Source organism: Bifidobacterium erythrocebi, from assembly GCF_012932675.1.
Lineage (GTDB): Bacteria > Actinomycetota > Actinomycetes > Actinomycetales > Bifidobacteriaceae > Bifidobacterium > Bifidobacterium erythrocebi.
Map to the genome: position 1 here is coordinate 205,319 of NZ_JAAIIF010000006.1, position 17,923 is coordinate 223,241.

The following is a 17,923-nucleotide window of genomic DNA, read 5'->3' on the forward strand; positions in this document are numbered from 1 at the left end:
GCTGGGAAAACCCCAAACCGGAAACGAGCCTTTTCGTGGATCCGAACCGAGCGGTGCCAGGTGCCGGACAGCGGGTTATCGTCCTACTTCTTGGAGCAGGGCAGCTCCCCGGATTCGATGAGCGAACGGAACAGCGCGTAATCCTCATCGTTCTGATCCGCATACGAATCGGCGAACGACACGATCGCCCTGTCGAATTCGTCGGTGCGACCCAAATAGCTTGAGATCGCGATGCTGTCACCGGTACGCGCATGGGCATGCGCCAAGCACCGCGCGCACATACGCGACAGATCGCTCAGCGTGTACTCGTTAAGATGATCGATGTCGATCGAGCCCTTGCCGTTCCACAGCTGACGAACGTAATAATCGCGCCGCTGCCCGTCATCCGCATTGAAATTCGCCCAGCCGAGCAGCACGTCGGCGGTCGACTGGATGAGCTTCTGCCCCTGCACCACGCGCTCGCCGTGCGTGGCGTATCTGGAATGCCCGACGAACCGTTCCAGCACCGACTCCGTGGCCTCCTTCATCTGCAGCATCAGCGGATCGTCCAGATCGCGCCCCGTCAGAATCGACACCCATGCCCGCGTGCCGACGGAACCGACGCCCACCACCTTGCGGGCGGTGTCGTGGTAGCGGTACTGGTCGAACACATGGCGGCGATCCTCGTACAGGCTGTGGCGGTAGTCGTTCATCAACGCCTCCAGCCTGGTCTGTATGGTCTCCAGATCGGCGTAATCCTGCAGCTCGTTGATCGGCACCAATGCCGGCGGCTTCGATTTGAACCGCAGCTTGTCGCCGTCAAGGTAGGTGAGCTTGGCGGCGGCGCTGCTCGAATCCTTCATCATCGCCTTGGCGGCCGCCGCGCGCAGCGTACGATTACGTTTGCCGTTTTGCGTGTATTCATAGCGATCCAACGACTCCTGAACATCCAGATGGTCGTACCACATATCGAGATAGTTCATATGGGAGTACTGCTCGATGCGCTCGCGATAGGTGTGCACGCAGCGTGCCACGGCCTCATGGCATGCTGCGGGGCTCAGCTTGTTCGCGCGCCCGCAGATCTCCACGGACACGGCAAGACGCTTGACATCCCACTCCCAAGGCCCGGTGGTGGTCTCGTCGAAATCGTTGATGTCGAACACCAGACGGCGCGAGGGAGAGAAGAACATGCCGAAATTGCCGATATGCGCGTCTCCCACGCACTGCACGGGAATGCCGGTCACAGGGGTCGTCGCCAGATCGTTGGCCATGATCAGCGCGGTACCGCGGTAGAACGTGAATGCGGATGCGCTCATGCGATAGTAGCGCAACGGCACCAGCGCCTGCACGCGTTGACGCGACTGCTCCTCAAGCAGGCCGATGATGTCGCGTCTGTTCTTGCGCACACGCCATATGGCGTGGCTGGAGAGCGGCACCCGGCTGCGCACCTCAAGACCTGCGCGGGCCCGCTGTTCGGCTGAGGAGGCCTGCTTCCATGATGTGATGTCCACAATAGGCCGATCCGCGTCGGCTCTGACTACATTCGTATCGTTCACAACCGGTATCGTATAGCGTTTTACACGCCGATGAAGGCCGTAACGGAGCTAAACTACCGGGGCAGGGGCTGCAACCGTTGGCATTTTCGCGGCGTTCCGACAGGCGGATACGGGATGGACGGGCAGCCGGAACAGGCGCGGAACGGACACGACTTGTGTTAACGATGCTCGTAACACTCGCATGGAACCATAGGGCACTATGGATAAGCAGCAGGAGTTTGCTCTGCGCACGGTCGAAGAACGCGACGTGCGCTTCATTCGGTTATGGTTCACCGACGTGCTCGGCACACTGAAATCAGTCGCCATCGCACCTGCGGAACTTGAAGCGGCATTCGAGGAGGGACTCGGTTTCGACGGATCTGCCATCGAGGGCATGACCCGTGTCTCCGAAGACGACATGATCGTCAAGCCCGATCCCTCGACGTTCCAGATTCTGCCGTGGCGTGGCGGCCCTCAGGGCACGGCCCGCATGTTCTGCGACGTATTGACCCCGGACGGGGAGCCGAGCCTGGGAGACCCGCGCCACGTGCTTAAGCGCGCGCTCGCGAAGGCGAAGGAACGTGGCTTCACCTTCTACGTCCATCCGGAGATCGAGTTCTATCTGTTCGAAAGCCAGAACGATTGGTCGCAGACCCCCAAGCCCATCGACGAGGGCGGCTACTTCGACCACGTGCCGCGCAGCCCGGGCATGGACTTCCGCCGCGCCACCGTGAACATGCTCGAACAGATGGGCATTTCGGTGGAGTATTCCCACCACGAGGGTGGGCCCGGCCAGAACGAGATCGATCTGCGCTATGCGGACGCGCTCACCACGGCCGACAACATCATGACCTTCCGCACCGTCGTCAAGGAGATTTCGCTGGAGCGCGGCATTCATGCCAGCTTCATGCCCAAGCCTCTGGCCGATGCCCCCGGTTCCGGCATGCACACGCATCTGAGCCTGTTCGAAGGCGATTCCAACGCCTTCTACGAGGCGGGCCAGGAATTCAACATGTCCCTCACGGCACGCCAGTTCGCCGCCGGCATTCTCGCCCACGCGGCCGAGATCTGCGCGGTGACCGACCAGTACGTGAACTCGTACAAGCGTCTGTGGGGCGGCAACGAGGCGCCGAGCTACATCTGCTGGGGCCATAACAACCGTTCCGCGCTGCTGCGCATCCCGCAGTACAAGCCGGGCAAGGGCAATTCCGCGCGCATGGAGTTCCGTGCGCTCGACCCGGTGGCCAACCCGTATCTCGCGTATTCGGTGTTGCTGGCGGCCGGTCTTGACGGCATCGACAAGCAGATGACGTTGGGCGAGCCCACCAGCGACGACGTATGGGAGTTCACCGACGCCGAACGTCAGGCCATGGGCATCGCGCCGCTGCCTACCTCGCTCGGCGAGGCGCTGGAGATCATGGAGAAATCCGACTTCGTGGCCGACGTGCTCGGCGAGCATGTGTTCGAGTACTTCCTGGCCAACAAGCGCCAGGAATGGCATGAGTACAACCGTCAGGTCACGCCGTTCGAGCTGAAGAAGTATCTGCCGAAGCTGTGACGCTGTGATATTGGTCGCGGATGCCGCACCGTACGGCTGATTGGCGACCATGTGCTGCGGTCATCCGCAGCAGACAGGAGGCCGCCACCGGGTGTCATACCCGGTGGCGGCCTCTATATATTCTCGTTGTTGTCTTAATCGATGCTGTTGACGGACGGGTCGAAGGTTCTGCGCATCGAAAGCTTATCGTCGTCGGTTATGGTGAATGTGACGGGGGAGTGCTCGTCGTTGAGCTGGAACATGAACACGCCTGTCGTCTGCACGCCGTTTTCGGTATTGGGATCGTGCCAGAGGACGCAGTCGAGCTTGTTGCCGTTCTGTGACGCCTTGACATACGCATAGTCTATGAAGTTGTCGTATAGTTTGAAGCGGTTGTCGATATACCGGGGGATACGGATCATGGCAACGGGATTGCCCTTGCTGTCGTGCAGTTTGGCCATGGAATCGATGCGGAAGTGCATGCTGGTGTTTCTCTTCTTGACGGTGCCGTCCTCATGGAATGCCGACTTGTCGACCTGCGGCGGCTTCGGGACGCTGGTATAGGCCACGCGCTTCAGGCGGGTTCCGGTATTGCGTTCGGTGCCGATTGCGTCGAGGGTGAATGCGGAACGTACGATATTCGCATGCCCGAGGTTCGACAGCAATACGGTGATGGGAGCGTCCGACTTGGGGAGGAGGTAATAGACGACGTATCTGGAGGATTCGCGTGGTTTGAGTTCGTCTCTGTTGAGATTCCGCGTTGCGGCACCGGGCACCGTCGTCTTGGTCAGTTCGACGCCGTTCTGCGCGACGAAGGTATTCATCTCCAGTCCCGGCGCGAATGTCTTGATACTGATGTTCTTGCACTCATAGGTCACCGCGACGGTATCTTCCTTGTAGGATGTCTTCGGCCCGATGCGCACGTCGGCGATGCCGACATGCATGCCGGTGCCGTTGTCGTAGCCGTACAGATTCCCTGCATTCTCGTATGTCGTTTCATGCTGTGCGTACTTTGAGTAGTCATCGGTCTTCATCTCGAACGAGTAGACGAGGTTGTCGAAGCGTTCGGTCAGTGTGCCCGGGCCGCATTTGATCAGTCCGGTGATGAATACCAAGACTGCGATCAGCACTAAGGGAACGACCCACATCATGAGCAATAGGTCCGTCGAGGATCGTTCTTGCAGGGGGTCGGTTTCCGATGCATCGGACGGTTCCGGATCATCGTCCAGATCCTCGTCCGGATCTTCGTCCGATTCGTCCGGAAAGTCGTCATCGGCGTCGTTCAGGAACTCCTCGCCCCGGTGGTTGGCCTTTGCCTCGCTTCCCGAATCGTTCCCGAAGATATTCGCTCTATTCTCCGGATGCTTTGCGGCATCCTTTTCCGGTTGTGCTTCCGGATCGTTCCGCGACTTCTGCGGGCTTGCGTAGCGTTGCTGCTCGCGTGCCTCGCGCAGTGCATGCTCGCGATCGACATCATCGGACAGCTTGCCGGCATTCGTGCCGGGATCGACGTAATCATTTCCCCCGAACGGGTCGATATAGTCGTTATGCGACATCCCCAGTGAAGCTCCTTCGTCTTCGTTTCCTCTCCGCGGACATCCTATCCAAAGCCTCCTGTGCCCGCCGGGCGAATATCACATCGCAGATGGAATGTTTTCGTATTCGTCGCAACCGGCGGATACGTCCAAGGCGGTGTCTCTCTCCTTTCCCCCGCGTTTTGTGATTATTCGGTTCCGAATCCAAGGCGTATGCCGATCGCGACGGGTCTTGTGCGAAGGTGGAACGGATGGCAGATACACGCAAGAAGAAGACAGGCACGGCGCGCGGCAAAGGCTCCGCGCCGAAAGGCCGCAAGCGCAGGAAAAAGGTCACGCTGACACAGCGTTGGAAACGTGCCAGCTTCGCCAAGCGTTTCAAGATCGTCTCCATCGGCACGGTCGTCGTGGTCGTCGTGGTGGCGCTGGTGACGGGTCTCGTGCACTTCCTACGCTGGTACAACGATCTGCAGGCCGCCGAGGCGCGGCAGTTGGAATTGGCGCAGCAATACAACTTCGACCCCGGCAACATCATCTCGGACGGTCAGTTCTTCAACGGCAATGCCATGAGCGAGGCGGAGATTCAATCCTTCCTCGAATCCAAGGGCGGTGCCATCGCCTCGATGAGGTTCGATACGAAAACCCAGAAGGCCGACGACCTATGCGGCGAATATCGGGGCGCGGCCAAGGAAAGCGCCGCAGCGATCATCGAACAATCCGGCCGCGTCTGCAAGGTGAGCCAGAAGGTGCTGCTCACCGTGCTGCAGAAGGAACAGCATCTCGTCACCGCCACCGATCCGAGCGACTTCCAGCTCAAGGCGGCCATGGGATTGAGCTGCCCGGACGACGACAGCTGCGACCCGCAGTATGCGGGGTTCTTCAACCAGGTGTTCGGCGCGGCGAAACGCTACCGGTACTACGTCAAGCATGAAAACGACTACGGGTACCAATCGGGAAAGCTCACGCCGATTCTGTACAATCCGAACCAGGCATGCGGCACTGCTGATGTCTACATCCGTAACAAGGCGACGGCCCTGCTGTACATCTACACGCCGTACCAGCCCAACAAGGCGGCGCTTGAGGCCGGCGACGGCGAGGGCGACGACTGCTCCAGCTACGGCAATCGCAATTTCTCGAACATCTACAGTTACTGGTTCGGCAATCCTCGCAAATAACGGAGATCGGGTTGGTTGTTCGTGCCCGGCATGGTCATCGTCCATGCCGGGCACGATTGCTTTCAAACAGCCTAGGCACGGTCCTTTCCCGGGCCGGCTGGGCTGGGAGGGGAACGGAACCCATGCCTGCTGTAGACTGAAGTACGGTCGTTCCGCAACAGAGGCGGATCGGCGCGACGGTTCCTTCGGTGATCGTCGTTCATTGTGCAGACCATGGGAAGAGCGTCTGCCATATGTAACCGATAAGGGAAGAGATGAGAGTACATTCGGCTCGTGCCATGGCGGCACTGGCAACGGTATTGGCGATGGTTTGCCTGTGCTGCACGGCATGCGGCCCAGAGCCGAAGGTGGATGAGGAAACCGTCAGATCGGTGGAGACATCATTGGCTAAACGGATTGTGGGCAGCTACACCGGCATACGCATCATCGTCTTTACGGATTTTCAGTATTCAAGCCAGAACAAGGCGACCACATATTATATGAACGTCAATGGCTGGAAATATTCGTACGATGTGGATGGCAGGCCCGGCAATGATGCGGGAAGCTACCGGGCGGGAACATCGTCGAGCAGCGATTGGTTCGGCAATAAACAGCTGCGTGATGTCGCACAGCGCAATCCAGCGGTTGCGGACAGCGACATCGCGGGCGTATCGCTCGACGGCGTGCAGGTGGTCTACCGTACGCAGCCGGCGGGTCACACATCGACGGGTAACACCACACATCACCATCGGCACCGTCATTTCAGGCATCATCATCACTGAGACGATGCGCGGCGGATACGATGACAAGATATGACGATGGCCCGTCTTCCCAAGCAGGGGAGACGGGCCATTTGCGTACGTTGCGTATATCCGAAACGAGGCGGGCTATGTCAGCTGATCACGCGCATGCGGATGGTGCCCTCGATGGACTGCAGGGCTTCGAGCGTCTTGGGGCTCGGGCGCTGCGCCACATCGGTGACCACGTAGCCGAGCTCGCCCTCGGTGCCAAGGGCCTGAGCCGCGATGTTGATGTTCTCCTCGCCGAGCACATGGTTCACGCGGGCCAGCACGCCGGGCAGGTTCGAATGCAGGTGCGCGATGCGCGCCACGCCACGGTTCTCGCTCAGGTTGATCTGGGGCAGGTTCACCGACAGGGACGTGGATCCCTTCTCCCAGTAATCCTCCAGACGCTGCGAGACGAAATGGCCGATGGATTCCTGCGCCTCCAGAGTGGAGCCGCCGATATGCGGGGTCAGGATCATGTTGTCCTCATCCGCCAGCACCGTCTCGAACGAATCGCCGCTCTTCTTCGGCTCGACGGGGAACACGTCCACAGCCGCGCCGGCGATATGGCCGGAATCCAGATGCTGCTTCAACGCATCCAGGTCGGCCACGAAACCGCGGGACAGATTCAGGAAGATGGAATCCTGCTTCATATGCGCGAACTGATCCTCGCCGAAGAAACCGGTGTTGGACTTGCGGCCGTCCACGTGAAGCGTCACGATATCGGACTGTTCCAGCAGCTCGTTCAGGGTCTCGCAGCGCCGTGCGTTGCCCAGGGCAAGCTTCTCCTCCAGATCGTAGAACACCACGCGCATGCCGAGCGCCTCGGCCAGCACGGACAGCTGGGAGCCGATATTGCCGTAGCCGATGATGCCCAAGGTCTTGCCGCGGACCTCATGGGAGCCGGTGGCGGACTTGTCCCACATGCCGTGCTTCATGTGATGCGTGTGCGCGGGGATGCGGCGCAGCAGACAGATGATGTCGCCGATGACCAGCTCCACCACGGAACGGGTGTTCGAATACGGTGCGTTGAACACGGCGATGCCGCGCTCGCCGGCGTAGTCAAGGTCGACCTGATTGGTGCCGATGCAGAAGCAGCCGACGGCGCTGAGGTTCGGTCGTGCGTCGATGACCTTCTTCGTGACGGTCGTCTTGGACCTCACACCGAGCAGATCGACGCCATCGAGCGCTTCGATGAGCTCATCCTCGCTCAAAGCGCCCTTCATGGTGGTGACGGTGAAACCGTGATCGCGCAGCGACTTGGCCGCGTCGGGATGGATGTTTTCCAATAACAGTGCTTGAGGCATGTTTCCCACCTTAGAGTTCGAGGTCCCGTTCGTCCAGCGATGTCCGAACAATGGCCAGACGCTGGGTCGGACGGGTCATGGCCACATAGAGGTCGGCGGCCGATACTAGGCGGCTCGGCGCCTCCTGATCGATCAGCCCCGGCTCGACCACTACAACGGCATCATATTCAAGGCCCTTCACCGTTTCGGTGTCGCTCACCATGATCTGCCTGTCCCAGGAATCCTGGGCACGCAGTCGACGGGCCTCGTCCGCGCCGAATACACGTTCCAACTCGGCGTACACGTGGGCCTCCAGCTGCTCCAGCAGCTGTCTCGGGCCGATCACCGCCACGCGTCCCGTGCCATCCTGGGAGACGAACTCCTGCGCAAGCTTCGCGGTCTCGCCGGCAACGGCGTCGAGCAACGCCGGACGATCCTCCACGGTGATGCGCTCGACCGAATCCGCAATGCCTCGCACGGCATGCACGGTGGAGATATACAGTCCCTGCTTGGCAGCGAAATCGGAAGCGAGCTGGGAGACCTCCTGCGGGTTGCGGTAGTCGATGGTCAGCTCGTTCACATCCCAGTGCCCGTGGCCGAACAGACGATCCATGGTCTTCGCCCAGGATCGAGTACCGCCCAGAGCCGAGGTCTGCGCGACATCGCCCACAATGGTGAACGAACGCGACGGGCAGCGGCGCATCAGCATGCGCCAGTCCATCGCGGTGAGCTCCTGCGCCTCATCCACCACGATATGGCCGTACGTCCACTCACGGTCGTTGGCCGCACGCTGGGCGGCGTCCTCGGGGGAGCTGCCATTGATATTGTCCAGCAGCATCTGCGAGGTGACGATGCCATTGCCGATGCCGTTCTGGGCGAGCGTGTCCTTGGCGAACTGGATCTCCTCGTCATGCTTCGCCTCAAGACGCTTGCGCCGTGCCGCCACCTTCGGATCCTCGCCCAGCAGCTGCATCGCCTCGTCCAGCAGGGCGATGTCGGAACGGGTCAGCGGCGAGCCCTTCTTGCGGGTCAGCGCCCGCACCTGCTCGTCGGTCAGCCACGGGGCGTAACGGCGCAGCTTGTGGGGCTTGGACAGCATGTCGTCGAGCATCCACTGCGCGGTCATCGGCAGCCAAGCCAGATTTAGCGCCACACGGACCTGATCGTTCATACGCAGCAGGGAGACCGCACGGTACAGCTCGTCCTGATCGGGCGTATAGTCCAGCTGCTCCTCATAGCGCATGCGCATGGCGGACAGCATGGACTTGACGAACGTCTCACGCGCCTTGTTATGCGGCTGATGCGTGCGACGGGCGTCGCCAAGCGCCTGCTCCACATCGACGGCCAGCATGGGCACCTCGATGCCGTTGATGCGCACGACCGGCAGATTCGAAGGGACGCGCTCGCGGTCCGCCACCGCATTGCGGATCGCGGTGACCATGCGGCGGTCGCCTTTAAGATAGGCGACCTGCGGGGTGTCGACCGCAGTGGCGACCACGCCGGGGATCAGGTCCGCGATGGTGCGGCTTACCACGCCGGTCTCGCCGAGCGAAGGCAGCACCTGATCGATGTAGTGCAGGAACGCCGAGCTCGGGCCGACGACAAGCACGCCGGATCTGGACAGCGTGCGGCGGTGCGTATACAGCAGATAGGCGGCACGATGCAACGCGACGGCCGTCTTGCCGGTGCCGGGGCCGCCCTGCACCACCACCGCGCGATCGATGGGGGAGCGGATGATCTTGTCCTGCTCGCCCTGGATCGTGGCGACGATATCGGTCATCTTGCCGGTGCGACGGGAGCTGAGCGAGGCCAGCAGCGCGCCTTCGCCGGTGAGTGTTCCGGAGGTGGAAGCCTCGTCGACGGACTTCGAATGGATGTCCAGCACCTCGTCCTCCAGCGCCACCACGTCGCGGAAGTGCAGGGTGATATGGCGGCGCATCACGATGTCTCCATGATGCGACGGCGTGGCCTCGTAGAACGGGCGTGCGGCTTCGGCTCGCCAGTCGATCAGCATGGGCGTGTGCTGCTCGTCGGTCAGGCCGATGCGCCCGATGTACAGGCGTTCGTTCCTGGTGTTGTCGAGACGCCCGAATACCAGACGATCCTCCACGCCACGAAGCTGGATCAGACGATCCTCGTACATGGTGGCGAAGGAGTCGCGCTCGGTGCGCTGCGTGGGCGATCCGTGGGACCCGGCGGCCCTGACCGCGTCAAGCCGCTGCTTCGTCTCTGCGCGTAACGCGTCCAAACGGTTGTAGGCGCGGGTGACCGCGCGCTGTTCTTCCTCAAGTTGCGAGGCATAGGTCGACATCTGTTAGTTTCCGTCCCCTCACGATGCGTGAAAACTCAGACGTTCCAATGTACTCCGTCCCTAGGTCATTTCACTGCCGGCGCGGATGCCGCAGCTTGGATGAATGGTCAATATATATAGGCGCGATGGTGGCCGGAGAAGTCCTGCACCACCGTGCCATGGGACGGTACGCATGGCCGCGGAAAAGGCAAGTGTGTCTTTTATGCGTCGAAATGGCTGAAAAGAGCGCCGCTATGGGGAGAAATGGGGAGAGGTGGGGTAAAGTGGGGCGCAGTGTGTGAGTAAGGCTATCCAATTTCGTTGTCAGGGAGGTGGGAGCAGTGGCTGAAAAGTCAATGGATGATGCCGCGGTTTCCTCCATGCCCGACGAGATGATGGCGGGGCTGCCGCCCCTGCTGCTGGGTACGTACACTCCGAAAATCGATGCCAAGGGACGTATGGCGCTGCCGGCGAAGATGCGCCCGCAGTTCGGCGGCGGACTGGTCATGGCCCGTGGGCAGGAGCATTGTGTATATCTGCTTCCGGGGTCGGAATTCCGCCGCATCGCCATGCAGATCCAGCGCACCTCGATGGTCAACAAGGCGGCACGCGAATACCTGCGTGTGTTCCTGTCCGGAGCCAGCGAGCAGAGCCCGGACAAGCAGGGGCGTGTGCTGGTGCCACAGATGCTGCGCGACTATGCCGACCTTGGCAGCGACATCGTGGTGATCGGCGTGGGCACGCGCGCCGAGATCTGGAATCGAAAGGCTTGGGAAGAGTACTTGGCCGATACGGAACAGGATTATGCGGATATTGCCGATGATGTGCTGCCGGAGGTGGGATTGTGATGACGAGCAACCGTGACGTTTCCACTATTCACCAGCCTGTGCTGCTTGAGGATTGCGTGCGTCTGGTCACCGGCGGGCTGCCGCGCAGGCAGTCGCCGACCATCGTGGACTGCACGCTGGGTCTTGCCGGGCATGCCACCGCGTTCCTCAAGGCCGCGCCGCAGGCGCGTCTGATCGGCATCGACCGCGACGCCGAGGCGTTGGCGCTCGCAACGGAACGCATGAAGAGCGAAGGCCTTGCCGACCGGTTCATCCCGGTGCATGCGCCGTTCGACGAGTTCACCCGCGCCTTGGATGACAACGGCATCCATCATATCGATGCGGCGTTCATGGATCTGGGATTGTCGAGCCTGCAGATCGACGAGACGGAACGTGGATTCTCCTATTCGCATGACGCCCCGCTCGACATGCGCATGGACGTCAGCCAACCGCTGACCGCCGAGCAGGTACTGGCCGAATACGACGAGCGTGACCTGGCCCGCATCTTCAAGGTGTATGGCGAGGAACGTTTTGCACGCCCCATCGCGCGTCGCATCGTGGCCCAGCGTACTCAGGAGGGGCCGTTGACCACGTCCGCCGAACTGAACAGGTTGGTCGACGAGGTGATTCCGAAGGCCCACCGCCCCGCGGGCAACCCCGCCAAGCGTGTGTTCCAGGCCCTGCGCATCGAGGTGAACGGGGAGCTTGACAAGCTCGCCCGCACATTGCCGCAGATTGCGCTCAAGCTCAACAAGGGCGGGCGCATTGTGGTGGAGTCCTATCACTCCCTGGAGGACAAGACCGTCAAATCCTTCATGGCGCAGGGGCTTACGGCGCGCGTGCCGGCGAATATGCCGATCGTGCCGCCCGAAGCCATGCCGTTCTTCAAGGAGCTGACGAGGGGCGCGATCAAGGCCGATGAGCAGGAGATCGCCGGCAACCCGCGTTCGGCTTCCGTGCGGTTGCGTGCGGTCGAACTGACCAGGCCGCTGCCTCAGGATATTCGTCGTCAATTCACGGAACGGGTCGTTGCACCGCGCAAGGCGATGCATGCTCGTCATGCCCAAGGAGAAGGCATCTGAGATGGCCACAGCACGTACGATTCGTTCCTCATCCAACCCGTCCGCGCGGAAGGCCTCGCCCGACATCAGGCCGGCGTCTCGCCCCGAGCTTCGCGTGGTGGCGGGAGGGAAAAGCGCGGAGGCGGGTGCCGGCCGTGCATCCAGGTTCGAGCGCCTGATCGCATGGGTCAGCAGCCGCAGGGCGCCGGCCATGCATGTGGTGGTGGCGGTGGCGTTTCTTGCCGCCACGCTGGTCGCCGCGCTGATGCTGCGCACGCAGATGGTGCAGAATTCCTTTGAATCCTCCGAGCTGGAGGTCTCCATCAGCCGCCTGACGCAGGATGTGCAGGACGATCAGGCCAAGCTGAGCCAGTTGCAGGCCTCACTGCCGCAGAAGGCGACCGATATGGGCATGGTCCCGCAGCAGGGATCGGTGTCGATCGACCTGAACGGCTACAAGAAGGGCGGACAGCAGTAATGTGGCAACGTCTGCGTGGCGTGTGTCGTTCCCTCGTCAAGGACGGTTTCCTAACCCGTTGCATCGCGATCGGCGCGTTGCTGGCTGTTGTGGCCTGCGCATGTTTCATCAGGCTGATCCAGGTGCAGCTGCTCGACGGCCAGGCGACCGCCGCGGCCGCCGTGAGCTCGCGTACGTCCAAGGTGACCATCAGCGCCAAGCGCGGCCGTATCCTCGCCTCCAACGGCACCGTGCTCGCCCAGAGCGTGGAACGCTACAACATCATCGGCGTGCCCGACGCGGCCACCTCGTTCACGCCGGTCGACTGCGGCACCAAACAGGCCAAGGCGCTGGGATACTGCCATTCCATCGACGGCAAACCCGTCGGCGTCAGCGGTGCGGCGGCCGTGGCGCGTCTGCTTGCGCCGCTGCTGCATATGGACGCGATGGAACTGGGTGCCGATCTGAACGGCACCAACCAGTACGTGATCCTGAAGAAGGACGTCACCCCGCGGGTGAAGCGCGCCATCGACAAGCTCAACCTGGGCGGCATCGTATATGGCGAGCTGAGCAGCCAGCGCGTGTATGCGGAGAACACGCTGATCGGCGCGCTGCTCGGCGGTGTGAAGGACGACGGCAGCGGGGCATCGGGGCTTGAGCTGAGCCTGAACAAGCAACTCAGCGGTACCGACGGCTATACCGTGTATCAGCGCGGCAACGGGGGAGAGGTGATTCCCGGCACCGTAAGCAAGACCAAGGCCGCGCAGGACGGCAGCGACGTGACGCTCACCATCGACTCCGACGTGGACTGGTACGTCAAGAAGGTGCTGACCGAGGGCGTCGCGTCCAGCCACGCCAAGTGGGGCATCGCGGTGGTCGAGGACGCCCTTACCGGCGAGATCCTCGCGCTGGAGGATAGCGACAATATCCAGGCAGGTTCCAACGAGGCCAAGGCCAACGCCTCCCGCGCCGTCTCCCAGACCTTCGAACCCGGCTCGATCGGCAAGGTCCCCGCACTGGCGGCGATCCTGCAGAACGGCGTGCATAAGATCGACGACCATTTCACCGTGCCCTACGAATACACTTCCGAAGGACAGAAGTTCCATGATGCCGTCTACCATCCGGACGAGCACTGGACATTGGCAGGCATTCTGCAGAACTCCTCGAACTCCGGCATGGTCATGGCCGCGGAGAAGCTGACCAGCCAGCAGCGCTACGACATGCTCACCAAATTCGGCATCGGGCAGTCCACGGGTCTGGACCTGCCCGGCGAATCGCGCGGCGTGCTGGGCAATCCGAGCTCCTGGGACGGCCGTACCAAGAACACCGTGCTGTTCGGTCAGGGGTATACGGTGAACGCGCTTCAACTGAGCCGCGTCGTGTCGGTCATCGCGAACAAGGGCGTGAACCGGCAGCAGTCGCTGATCAAATCCATCACCGACAAGAACGGCAAGCCCGTCGACATGCTCAACCGGTCCGCCACCAGGGTGCTGGACGAGAAGATCGCGAACCAGATCAGGAACGCCATGGAATCGGCCCTTGAGGAATACAAGGACGTGGCCGGCGTGAACGGGTACCGCGTGGCCGTCAAATCCGGCACCGCGGAAGTGGTGGGCGACGACGGTACGCTCAGCTCGATCATCGCTGATTTCGCCGGCATTATTCCCGCCGAGAACCCGCGATTCGTCATCACCGTGGTGATGCAGGATCCGGACGGCTCGTACGGCGGCACCACCTCGGGTAAGCTGTTTGCGAAGATAGGTGAATTCCTTATGCAGAAGTACGATGTGCCGAATTCACCGGCACGCACCGATGCTATTCCGGTGGAATGGTGATGTGCATGATGACGATCGGAAGGCCAGAATATGAGTGCGATTAACGAGTCCATCATGCAACGGACCACGCTCGGGCAATTGGTCGAGCATTACGGCTGGGACTTGGTTCCGGCATTCGCGTCCGGTGTCACCATCACTTCGCTGGCAAGCGATGTGGAATCGGTGACGCCCGGGGCATTGGTGATCCTGGGCGATGACGCCGACGTGGACAAGCTGCATCGTGCCCGCGCCCGCGGCGCATACGCGGCACTGGTTCCCCCATCCACGCGCGCAACGTTGCTTGCGGACGCGGACCTGCCGCTGCTGTTCGCCAATCCCACATCGCAGCAGCTGGGACTGCTTACCTCGCGCATGGCGGGCAACCCCTCCGCCTCGCTGGCGGTGTTCGCGGTATGCGGCAGCACGGCGCGTCAGAACGCCGCCGTGGTCTCGCAGCTCACCCGTTTCCTGCATATGCTCGGCAATCCCGTGGGCATGCTGAGCGTGGCCGGCTCCTATTCGCTGGAGCGCGATCTGAACCTCACCTACCCGCTGAACATGCTTGACGTGCAGCGTTCCCTGGCGGTATGCAGCGAGGACGGCGTGGCGGCTGTCGCGGTCTCCCTGGACGACCTCACCATCTCGGCGCACGGCATGCAGGCCGTGAACGTGGACGTGCTCGGCTCCATGCAGCCGGTGCCGCCGAATGCGGATCAGGCGTTCATCGAGCGTTTGCAGGACGAGTACGGCTTCAGGACCGAGAACCCCATCAAGGTGACGGTGCGCACCTTGGAATCGGACGCGCTGGCAAGGCAGGCCGCCGGGGCGCTCAGTCAGGAGGACGAGCAGCGATTGTCGCTGGCCATCGCCATGGTACTGGCGGCAGGCGTCCATCGCACGAACATCCGCAGCGCCCTGCGCATGGCGAAGGAACTGCGGTAAGCCGCGCGTGCGCATCACGCGCCACGCAGACGGAACAACAGACAGACGGAACATAGACGAGCAACACGGAAAGACGAGGAATCCGAAGTGACAAGCAAGATGATGCCGATGACCATCACCCAGGTGGCCGAGGCCGTTGCCGGACGAGTGGTGGCGGGCTCCGACGGCGTGCCCGAAGGCGCTGTGGCGCTGCATGCCGTGAGCGATTCGCGGCAGGTCGAACAGGGCAGCGTGTTCGTGGCGATCAAGGGCGAACGCGTGGACGGCCACGATTACGTGGCATCCGTCGGTGCCAAGGGCGCGGTGGCGGCGATCGTGGACCACGAGGTTCCCGATGCCGGCATAACGCAGATTGTGGTCGGCGACACCGTCGAGGCGCTGGGCGATCTGGCCAAGGCCAATCTGAAGCTCCGCCGTGCCAGCGGCGAGCCGTTCACCATCATCGGCATCACCGGCTCGGTGGGCAAGACCACCACGAAGGATCTGACTAAGGCGCTGCTGTCCACCATGGGACCGACCGTGGCTCCGGTCGGCTCGTTCAACAACGAGATCGGACTGCCGCTCACCGCATTGACGGTCGGCGAGCACACGCGCTATTTCGTGGCCGAGATGGGAGCGAACCATGTCGGCGAGATCGCGCATCTGACCACCATCGCTCCCCCCGACATGGCGGTGGTGCTCAAGGTGGGCGTGGCGCATCTGGGCGAGTTCGGCTCCGTCGAGCGTATCGCGCAGGCCAAGACCGAGATCGTGCGTGGACTGCTGCCGAACGGCATCACCATGCTGAATACCGATGACGAGCACGTTGAAGCCATGTCTGCGGTGGCACCCGGCGAGGTGCTGCGTTTCGGCATCGACGAGGCCAATGCCGGCCGCGATGCGCTGCATGCTCGGGACATCGTCACCGACGGTTTCGACAGGGCAAGCTTCACCATGGTCGCCGATGACGGCGAACAGGTCCAGGTCGCGCTGGCCATTCCCGGTGCCCACAATGTGATGAACGCGCTGGCTGCCGCGACGGTTGCCCACAGGCTCGGCATGCCGCTGGCGGATATCGCCCGCGTGCTTGGCGAACAGCGCCATATCAGCCCCCACCGCATGGCGGTCTCCACCGTGGAACGGGACGGGGCGCGCTTCACGCTGATCGACGATTCGTTCAATGCGAACCCCGATTCGATGCACGCCGGTCTGGATGGCCTGGCTCGCTGGTCCGACGGTGTGCAGTACCGTGTGGCCGTGCTGGGCGCCATGCTTGAGCTCGGCGGTGACGAGAAGCAGCTGCACCGCGCGATCGGTGCCTATGCCGCCGAGCATGGCATCGACGAGGTGGTGGCCGTCGGCAGCGAGACCGATCAGACGCTTGACATGCTGGCCGGGGAACTGGCGCAGGGTACGAAGGATGCCGGCGATGCCGTGGCCGTGGAATGGGCTCATAGCGCCGCGCAGGCGGACGAGGCGATCACACGCATCGCCCGCGAGCATGCCGGTACGGTGGTGCTGCTGAAAGGTTCGCACGCATCCGGTCTGAGTGCGCTTGCCGAACGCTGGTCGGCAGACGTGCAATAACGGAAAATAACGGAATAGGAACTACCGAGGGAAAAGAGACGTTTACGTGATCGCGCTCATCATTGGAATTCTGGTGTCGTTCATCGTCACGATTGTGGGCACCCCATTGCTTATCAAGCTGGTGCATCGCCTGCACTACGGCCAGTACATTCGCCAGGACGGCCCGCAGTCCCACCTGGTCAAGCGTGGCACGCCCACGCTTGGCGGTGTCGTCATCAACCTGGCCATCCTGCTCGGCTGGCTTGCCAGCGCGCTCTACCGCTATTGCCGTAGCGGTGACGTGCCGTCCCCCTCGGCATTGCTGGTGCTGTTCGCCATGCTGTCCATGGGCATGCTCGGATTCATCGACGATTTCGCCAAAGTACGCAAGAAGCAGAGCGAAGGGCTGACCGTCCGCGGCAAGTTCATCGGTCAGTTCATTCTCGCCACCATCTACGCGGTGCTGGCTCTGATGATCCCCACCAAGTCCGGCTTCGCCAGCGCGCAGGCAGGCATCAGCTTCGTGGAGACGCCGTTCCTCAGCTTCGAATTCGCGGGGAAGGTGGTCGCCATCGTCCTGTTCGTCATCTGGGTGAACTTCCTTATGGCCGCATGGAGCAACGCCGTGAACCTGACCGACGGCCTGGACGGTCTTGCGGCCGGTTCCTCGATGATCGCCTTCGTGGGCTTCGCCGTTATCGCCTTCTGGGAAAGCTACCATCTGAAGGGTGGCGACCATGGCGGATTCTCCTATGCGGTGTCCGATCCGCTTGATCTGACCATCATCGCGGTGTGCGCCGCGGTGGCCTGCTTCGGATTCCTGTGGTACAACACGAACCCTGCGTCGATCTTCATGGGCGACACCGGTTCCCTGGCGCTGGGCGGTCTGTTCGCGGCCCTGTCCATCGCCACGCACACCGAGGTCCTTGCCGTCATTCTCGGCGGCCTGTTCGTCATCGAAGCGATGAGCGACGTGATCCAGGTCGGCTACTTCAAGATGACGCACAAGCGCGTGTTCAAGATGGCGCCGATCCACCACCACTTCGAGCTGCTTGGCTGGCAGGAGTCGAAGGTCGTCGTGCGTTTCTGGATGATCGAGCTGATGTTCGTGCTGATCGCGCTGGTGGTGTTCTACGGCGACTGGGCCGCACGGTCCGGCCTGCTGTTCAGCTAGGC

Annotated in this window: 14 protein-coding genes; 10 read left to right on the top strand and 4 right to left on the bottom strand. The window is 62.1% G+C overall.

Annotated elements, in window-relative coordinates; all coding sequences use genetic code 11:
* Positions 1–83: 83 nt before the first annotated feature.
* On the bottom strand, positions 84–1,535 hold the full coding sequence (locus G1C98_RS02670) for a DUF2252 domain-containing protein (RefSeq protein WP_169078956.1): 1,452 nt from the start codon (positions 1,533–1,535) through the stop codon (positions 84–86).
* 199 nt (positions 1,536–1,734) lie between these two features.
* Between G1C98_RS02670 and glnA the strand changes: the two genes are divergently transcribed.
* Positions 1,735–3,072: a type I glutamate--ammonia ligase gene (glnA, locus tag G1C98_RS02675; RefSeq protein WP_169078958.1), complete on the top strand. Its 1,338-nt coding sequence runs from the start codon at positions 1,735–1,737 to the stop codon at positions 3,070–3,072.
* A gap of 134 nt (positions 3,073–3,206) precedes the next feature.
* Here glnA and G1C98_RS02680 read toward each other — a convergent pair whose 3' ends face one another.
* Positions 3,207–4,607 carry a DUF5067 domain-containing protein gene (locus G1C98_RS02680; protein ID WP_169078960.1) on the bottom strand — a complete coding sequence of 467 codons (1,401 nt, stop codon included), beginning with the start codon at positions 4,605–4,607 and terminating at the stop codon, positions 3,207–3,209.
* Between the two features lie 230 nt (positions 4,608–4,837).
* On the opposite strand from G1C98_RS02680, the gene G1C98_RS02685 reads away from it, so the two are divergent.
* Positions 4,838–5,761 carry a hemagglutinin gene (locus G1C98_RS02685; RefSeq protein ID WP_205831845.1) on the top strand — a complete coding sequence of 308 codons (924 nt, stop codon included), beginning with the start codon at positions 4,838–4,840 and terminating at the stop codon, positions 5,759–5,761.
* Between the two features lie 278 nt (positions 5,762–6,039).
* Entirely contained in the window at positions 6,040–6,522 is a 483-nt protein-coding gene (locus G1C98_RS02690) for a hypothetical protein (RefSeq protein WP_169078962.1), read from the top strand.
* A 110-nt stretch (positions 6,523–6,632) separates the two neighbouring features.
* Here G1C98_RS02690 and serA read toward each other — a convergent pair whose 3' ends face one another.
* Both serA and G1C98_RS02700 read right to left on the bottom strand, forming a co-directional pair.
* Positions 6,633–7,832: a phosphoglycerate dehydrogenase gene (gene serA / locus G1C98_RS02695; RefSeq protein WP_169078965.1), complete on the bottom strand. Its 1,200-nt coding sequence runs from the start codon at positions 7,830–7,832 to the stop codon at positions 6,633–6,635.
* A 10-nt stretch (positions 7,833–7,842) separates the two neighbouring features.
* Positions 7,843–10,122, bottom strand: coding sequence for a HelD family protein (locus tag G1C98_RS02700; protein ID WP_169078967.1), 2,280 nt, complete (start codon positions 10,120–10,122; stop codon positions 7,843–7,845).
* Between the two features lie 335 nt (positions 10,123–10,457).
* Here G1C98_RS02700 and mraZ point away from each other — a divergent pair, with 335 nt between their 5' ends.
* The 7 genes from mraZ (at position 10,458) to mraY (ending at position 17,921) form a co-directional block, all read left to right on the top strand.
* Positions 10,458–10,949, top strand: a complete 492-nt coding sequence (mraZ, locus tag G1C98_RS02705) for a division/cell wall cluster transcriptional repressor MraZ (RefSeq protein ID WP_169079190.1) — start codon at positions 10,458–10,460, stop codon at positions 10,947–10,949.
* Entirely contained in the window at positions 10,949–12,010 is a 1,062-nt protein-coding gene (gene rsmH, locus G1C98_RS02710; protein WP_169078969.1) for a 16S rRNA (cytosine(1402)-N(4))-methyltransferase RsmH, read from the top strand. The genes mraZ and rsmH overlap by 1 nt, the downstream gene beginning before the upstream one ends.
* Position 12,011: 1 nt before the next feature.
* Positions 12,012–12,467: a cell division protein FtsL gene (gene ftsL / locus G1C98_RS02715; protein ID WP_169078971.1), complete on the top strand. Its 456-nt coding sequence runs from the start codon at positions 12,012–12,014 to the stop codon at positions 12,465–12,467.
* Complete coding sequence (locus G1C98_RS02720) at positions 12,467–14,281, top strand: peptidoglycan D,D-transpeptidase FtsI family protein (protein ID WP_169078973.1); 1,815 nt, start codon at positions 12,467–12,469, stop codon at positions 14,279–14,281. The genes ftsL and G1C98_RS02720 overlap by 1 nt, the downstream gene beginning before the upstream one ends.
* Positions 14,282–14,311: 30 nt before the next feature.
* A complete protein-coding gene (locus G1C98_RS02725) occupies positions 14,312–15,202 on the top strand; it encodes a UDP-N-acetylmuramyl peptide synthase (RefSeq protein ID WP_169078975.1) in 891 nt (296 codons plus the stop codon).
* 99 nt (positions 15,203–15,301) lie between these two features.
* The gene (locus G1C98_RS02730) at positions 15,302–16,768 is read left to right on the top strand and encodes a UDP-N-acetylmuramoyl-tripeptide--D-alanyl-D-alanine ligase (protein WP_169079192.1); all 1,467 of its coding nucleotides are present in this window, start codon (positions 15,302–15,304) and stop codon (positions 16,766–16,768) included.
* Between the two features lie 46 nt (positions 16,769–16,814).
* Positions 16,815–17,921 carry a phospho-N-acetylmuramoyl-pentapeptide-transferase gene (mraY, locus tag G1C98_RS02735; protein ID WP_169078977.1) on the top strand — a complete coding sequence of 369 codons (1,107 nt, stop codon included), beginning with the start codon at positions 16,815–16,817 and terminating at the stop codon, positions 17,919–17,921.
* The last annotated feature ends 2 nt before the right edge of the window (positions 17,922–17,923 follow it).

What these genes read in the sequence shown, in the direction of transcription:
- glnA (WP_169078958.1), top strand. Translation starts at nt 1,735, where the DNA reads ATGGATAAGCAGCAGGAGTTTGCTCTGCGCACGGTCGAAGAACGCGAC.
- G1C98_RS02680 (WP_169078960.1), bottom strand. Translation starts at nt 4,607, where the DNA reads ATGTCGCATAACGACTATATCGACCCGTTCGGGGGAAATGATTACGTC.
- G1C98_RS02685 (WP_205831845.1), top strand. Translation starts at nt 4,838, where the DNA reads ATGGCAGATACACGCAAGAAGAAGACAGGCACGGCGCGCGGCAAAGGC.
- G1C98_RS02690 (WP_169078962.1), top strand. Translation starts at nt 6,040, where the DNA reads ATGGCGGCACTGGCAACGGTATTGGCGATGGTTTGCCTGTGCTGCACG.
- serA (WP_169078965.1), bottom strand. Translation starts at nt 7,832, where the DNA reads ATGCCTCAAGCACTGTTATTGGAAAACATCCATCCCGACGCGGCCAAG.
- G1C98_RS02700 (WP_169078967.1), bottom strand. Translation starts at nt 10,122, where the DNA reads ATGTCGACCTATGCCTCGCAACTTGAGGAAGAACAGCGCGCGGTCACC.
- mraZ (WP_169079190.1), top strand. Translation starts at nt 10,458, where the DNA reads ATGGATGATGCCGCGGTTTCCTCCATGCCCGACGAGATGATGGCGGGG.
- rsmH (WP_169078969.1), top strand. Translation starts at nt 10,949, where the DNA reads ATGACGAGCAACCGTGACGTTTCCACTATTCACCAGCCTGTGCTGCTT.
- ftsL (WP_169078971.1), top strand. Translation starts at nt 12,012, where the DNA reads ATGGCCACAGCACGTACGATTCGTTCCTCATCCAACCCGTCCGCGCGG.
- G1C98_RS02720 (WP_169078973.1), top strand. Translation starts at nt 12,467, where the DNA reads ATGTGGCAACGTCTGCGTGGCGTGTGTCGTTCCCTCGTCAAGGACGGT.
- G1C98_RS02725 (WP_169078975.1), top strand. Translation starts at nt 14,312, where the DNA reads ATGAGTGCGATTAACGAGTCCATCATGCAACGGACCACGCTCGGGCAA.
- G1C98_RS02730 (WP_169079192.1), top strand. Translation starts at nt 15,302, where the DNA reads ATGATGCCGATGACCATCACCCAGGTGGCCGAGGCCGTTGCCGGACGA.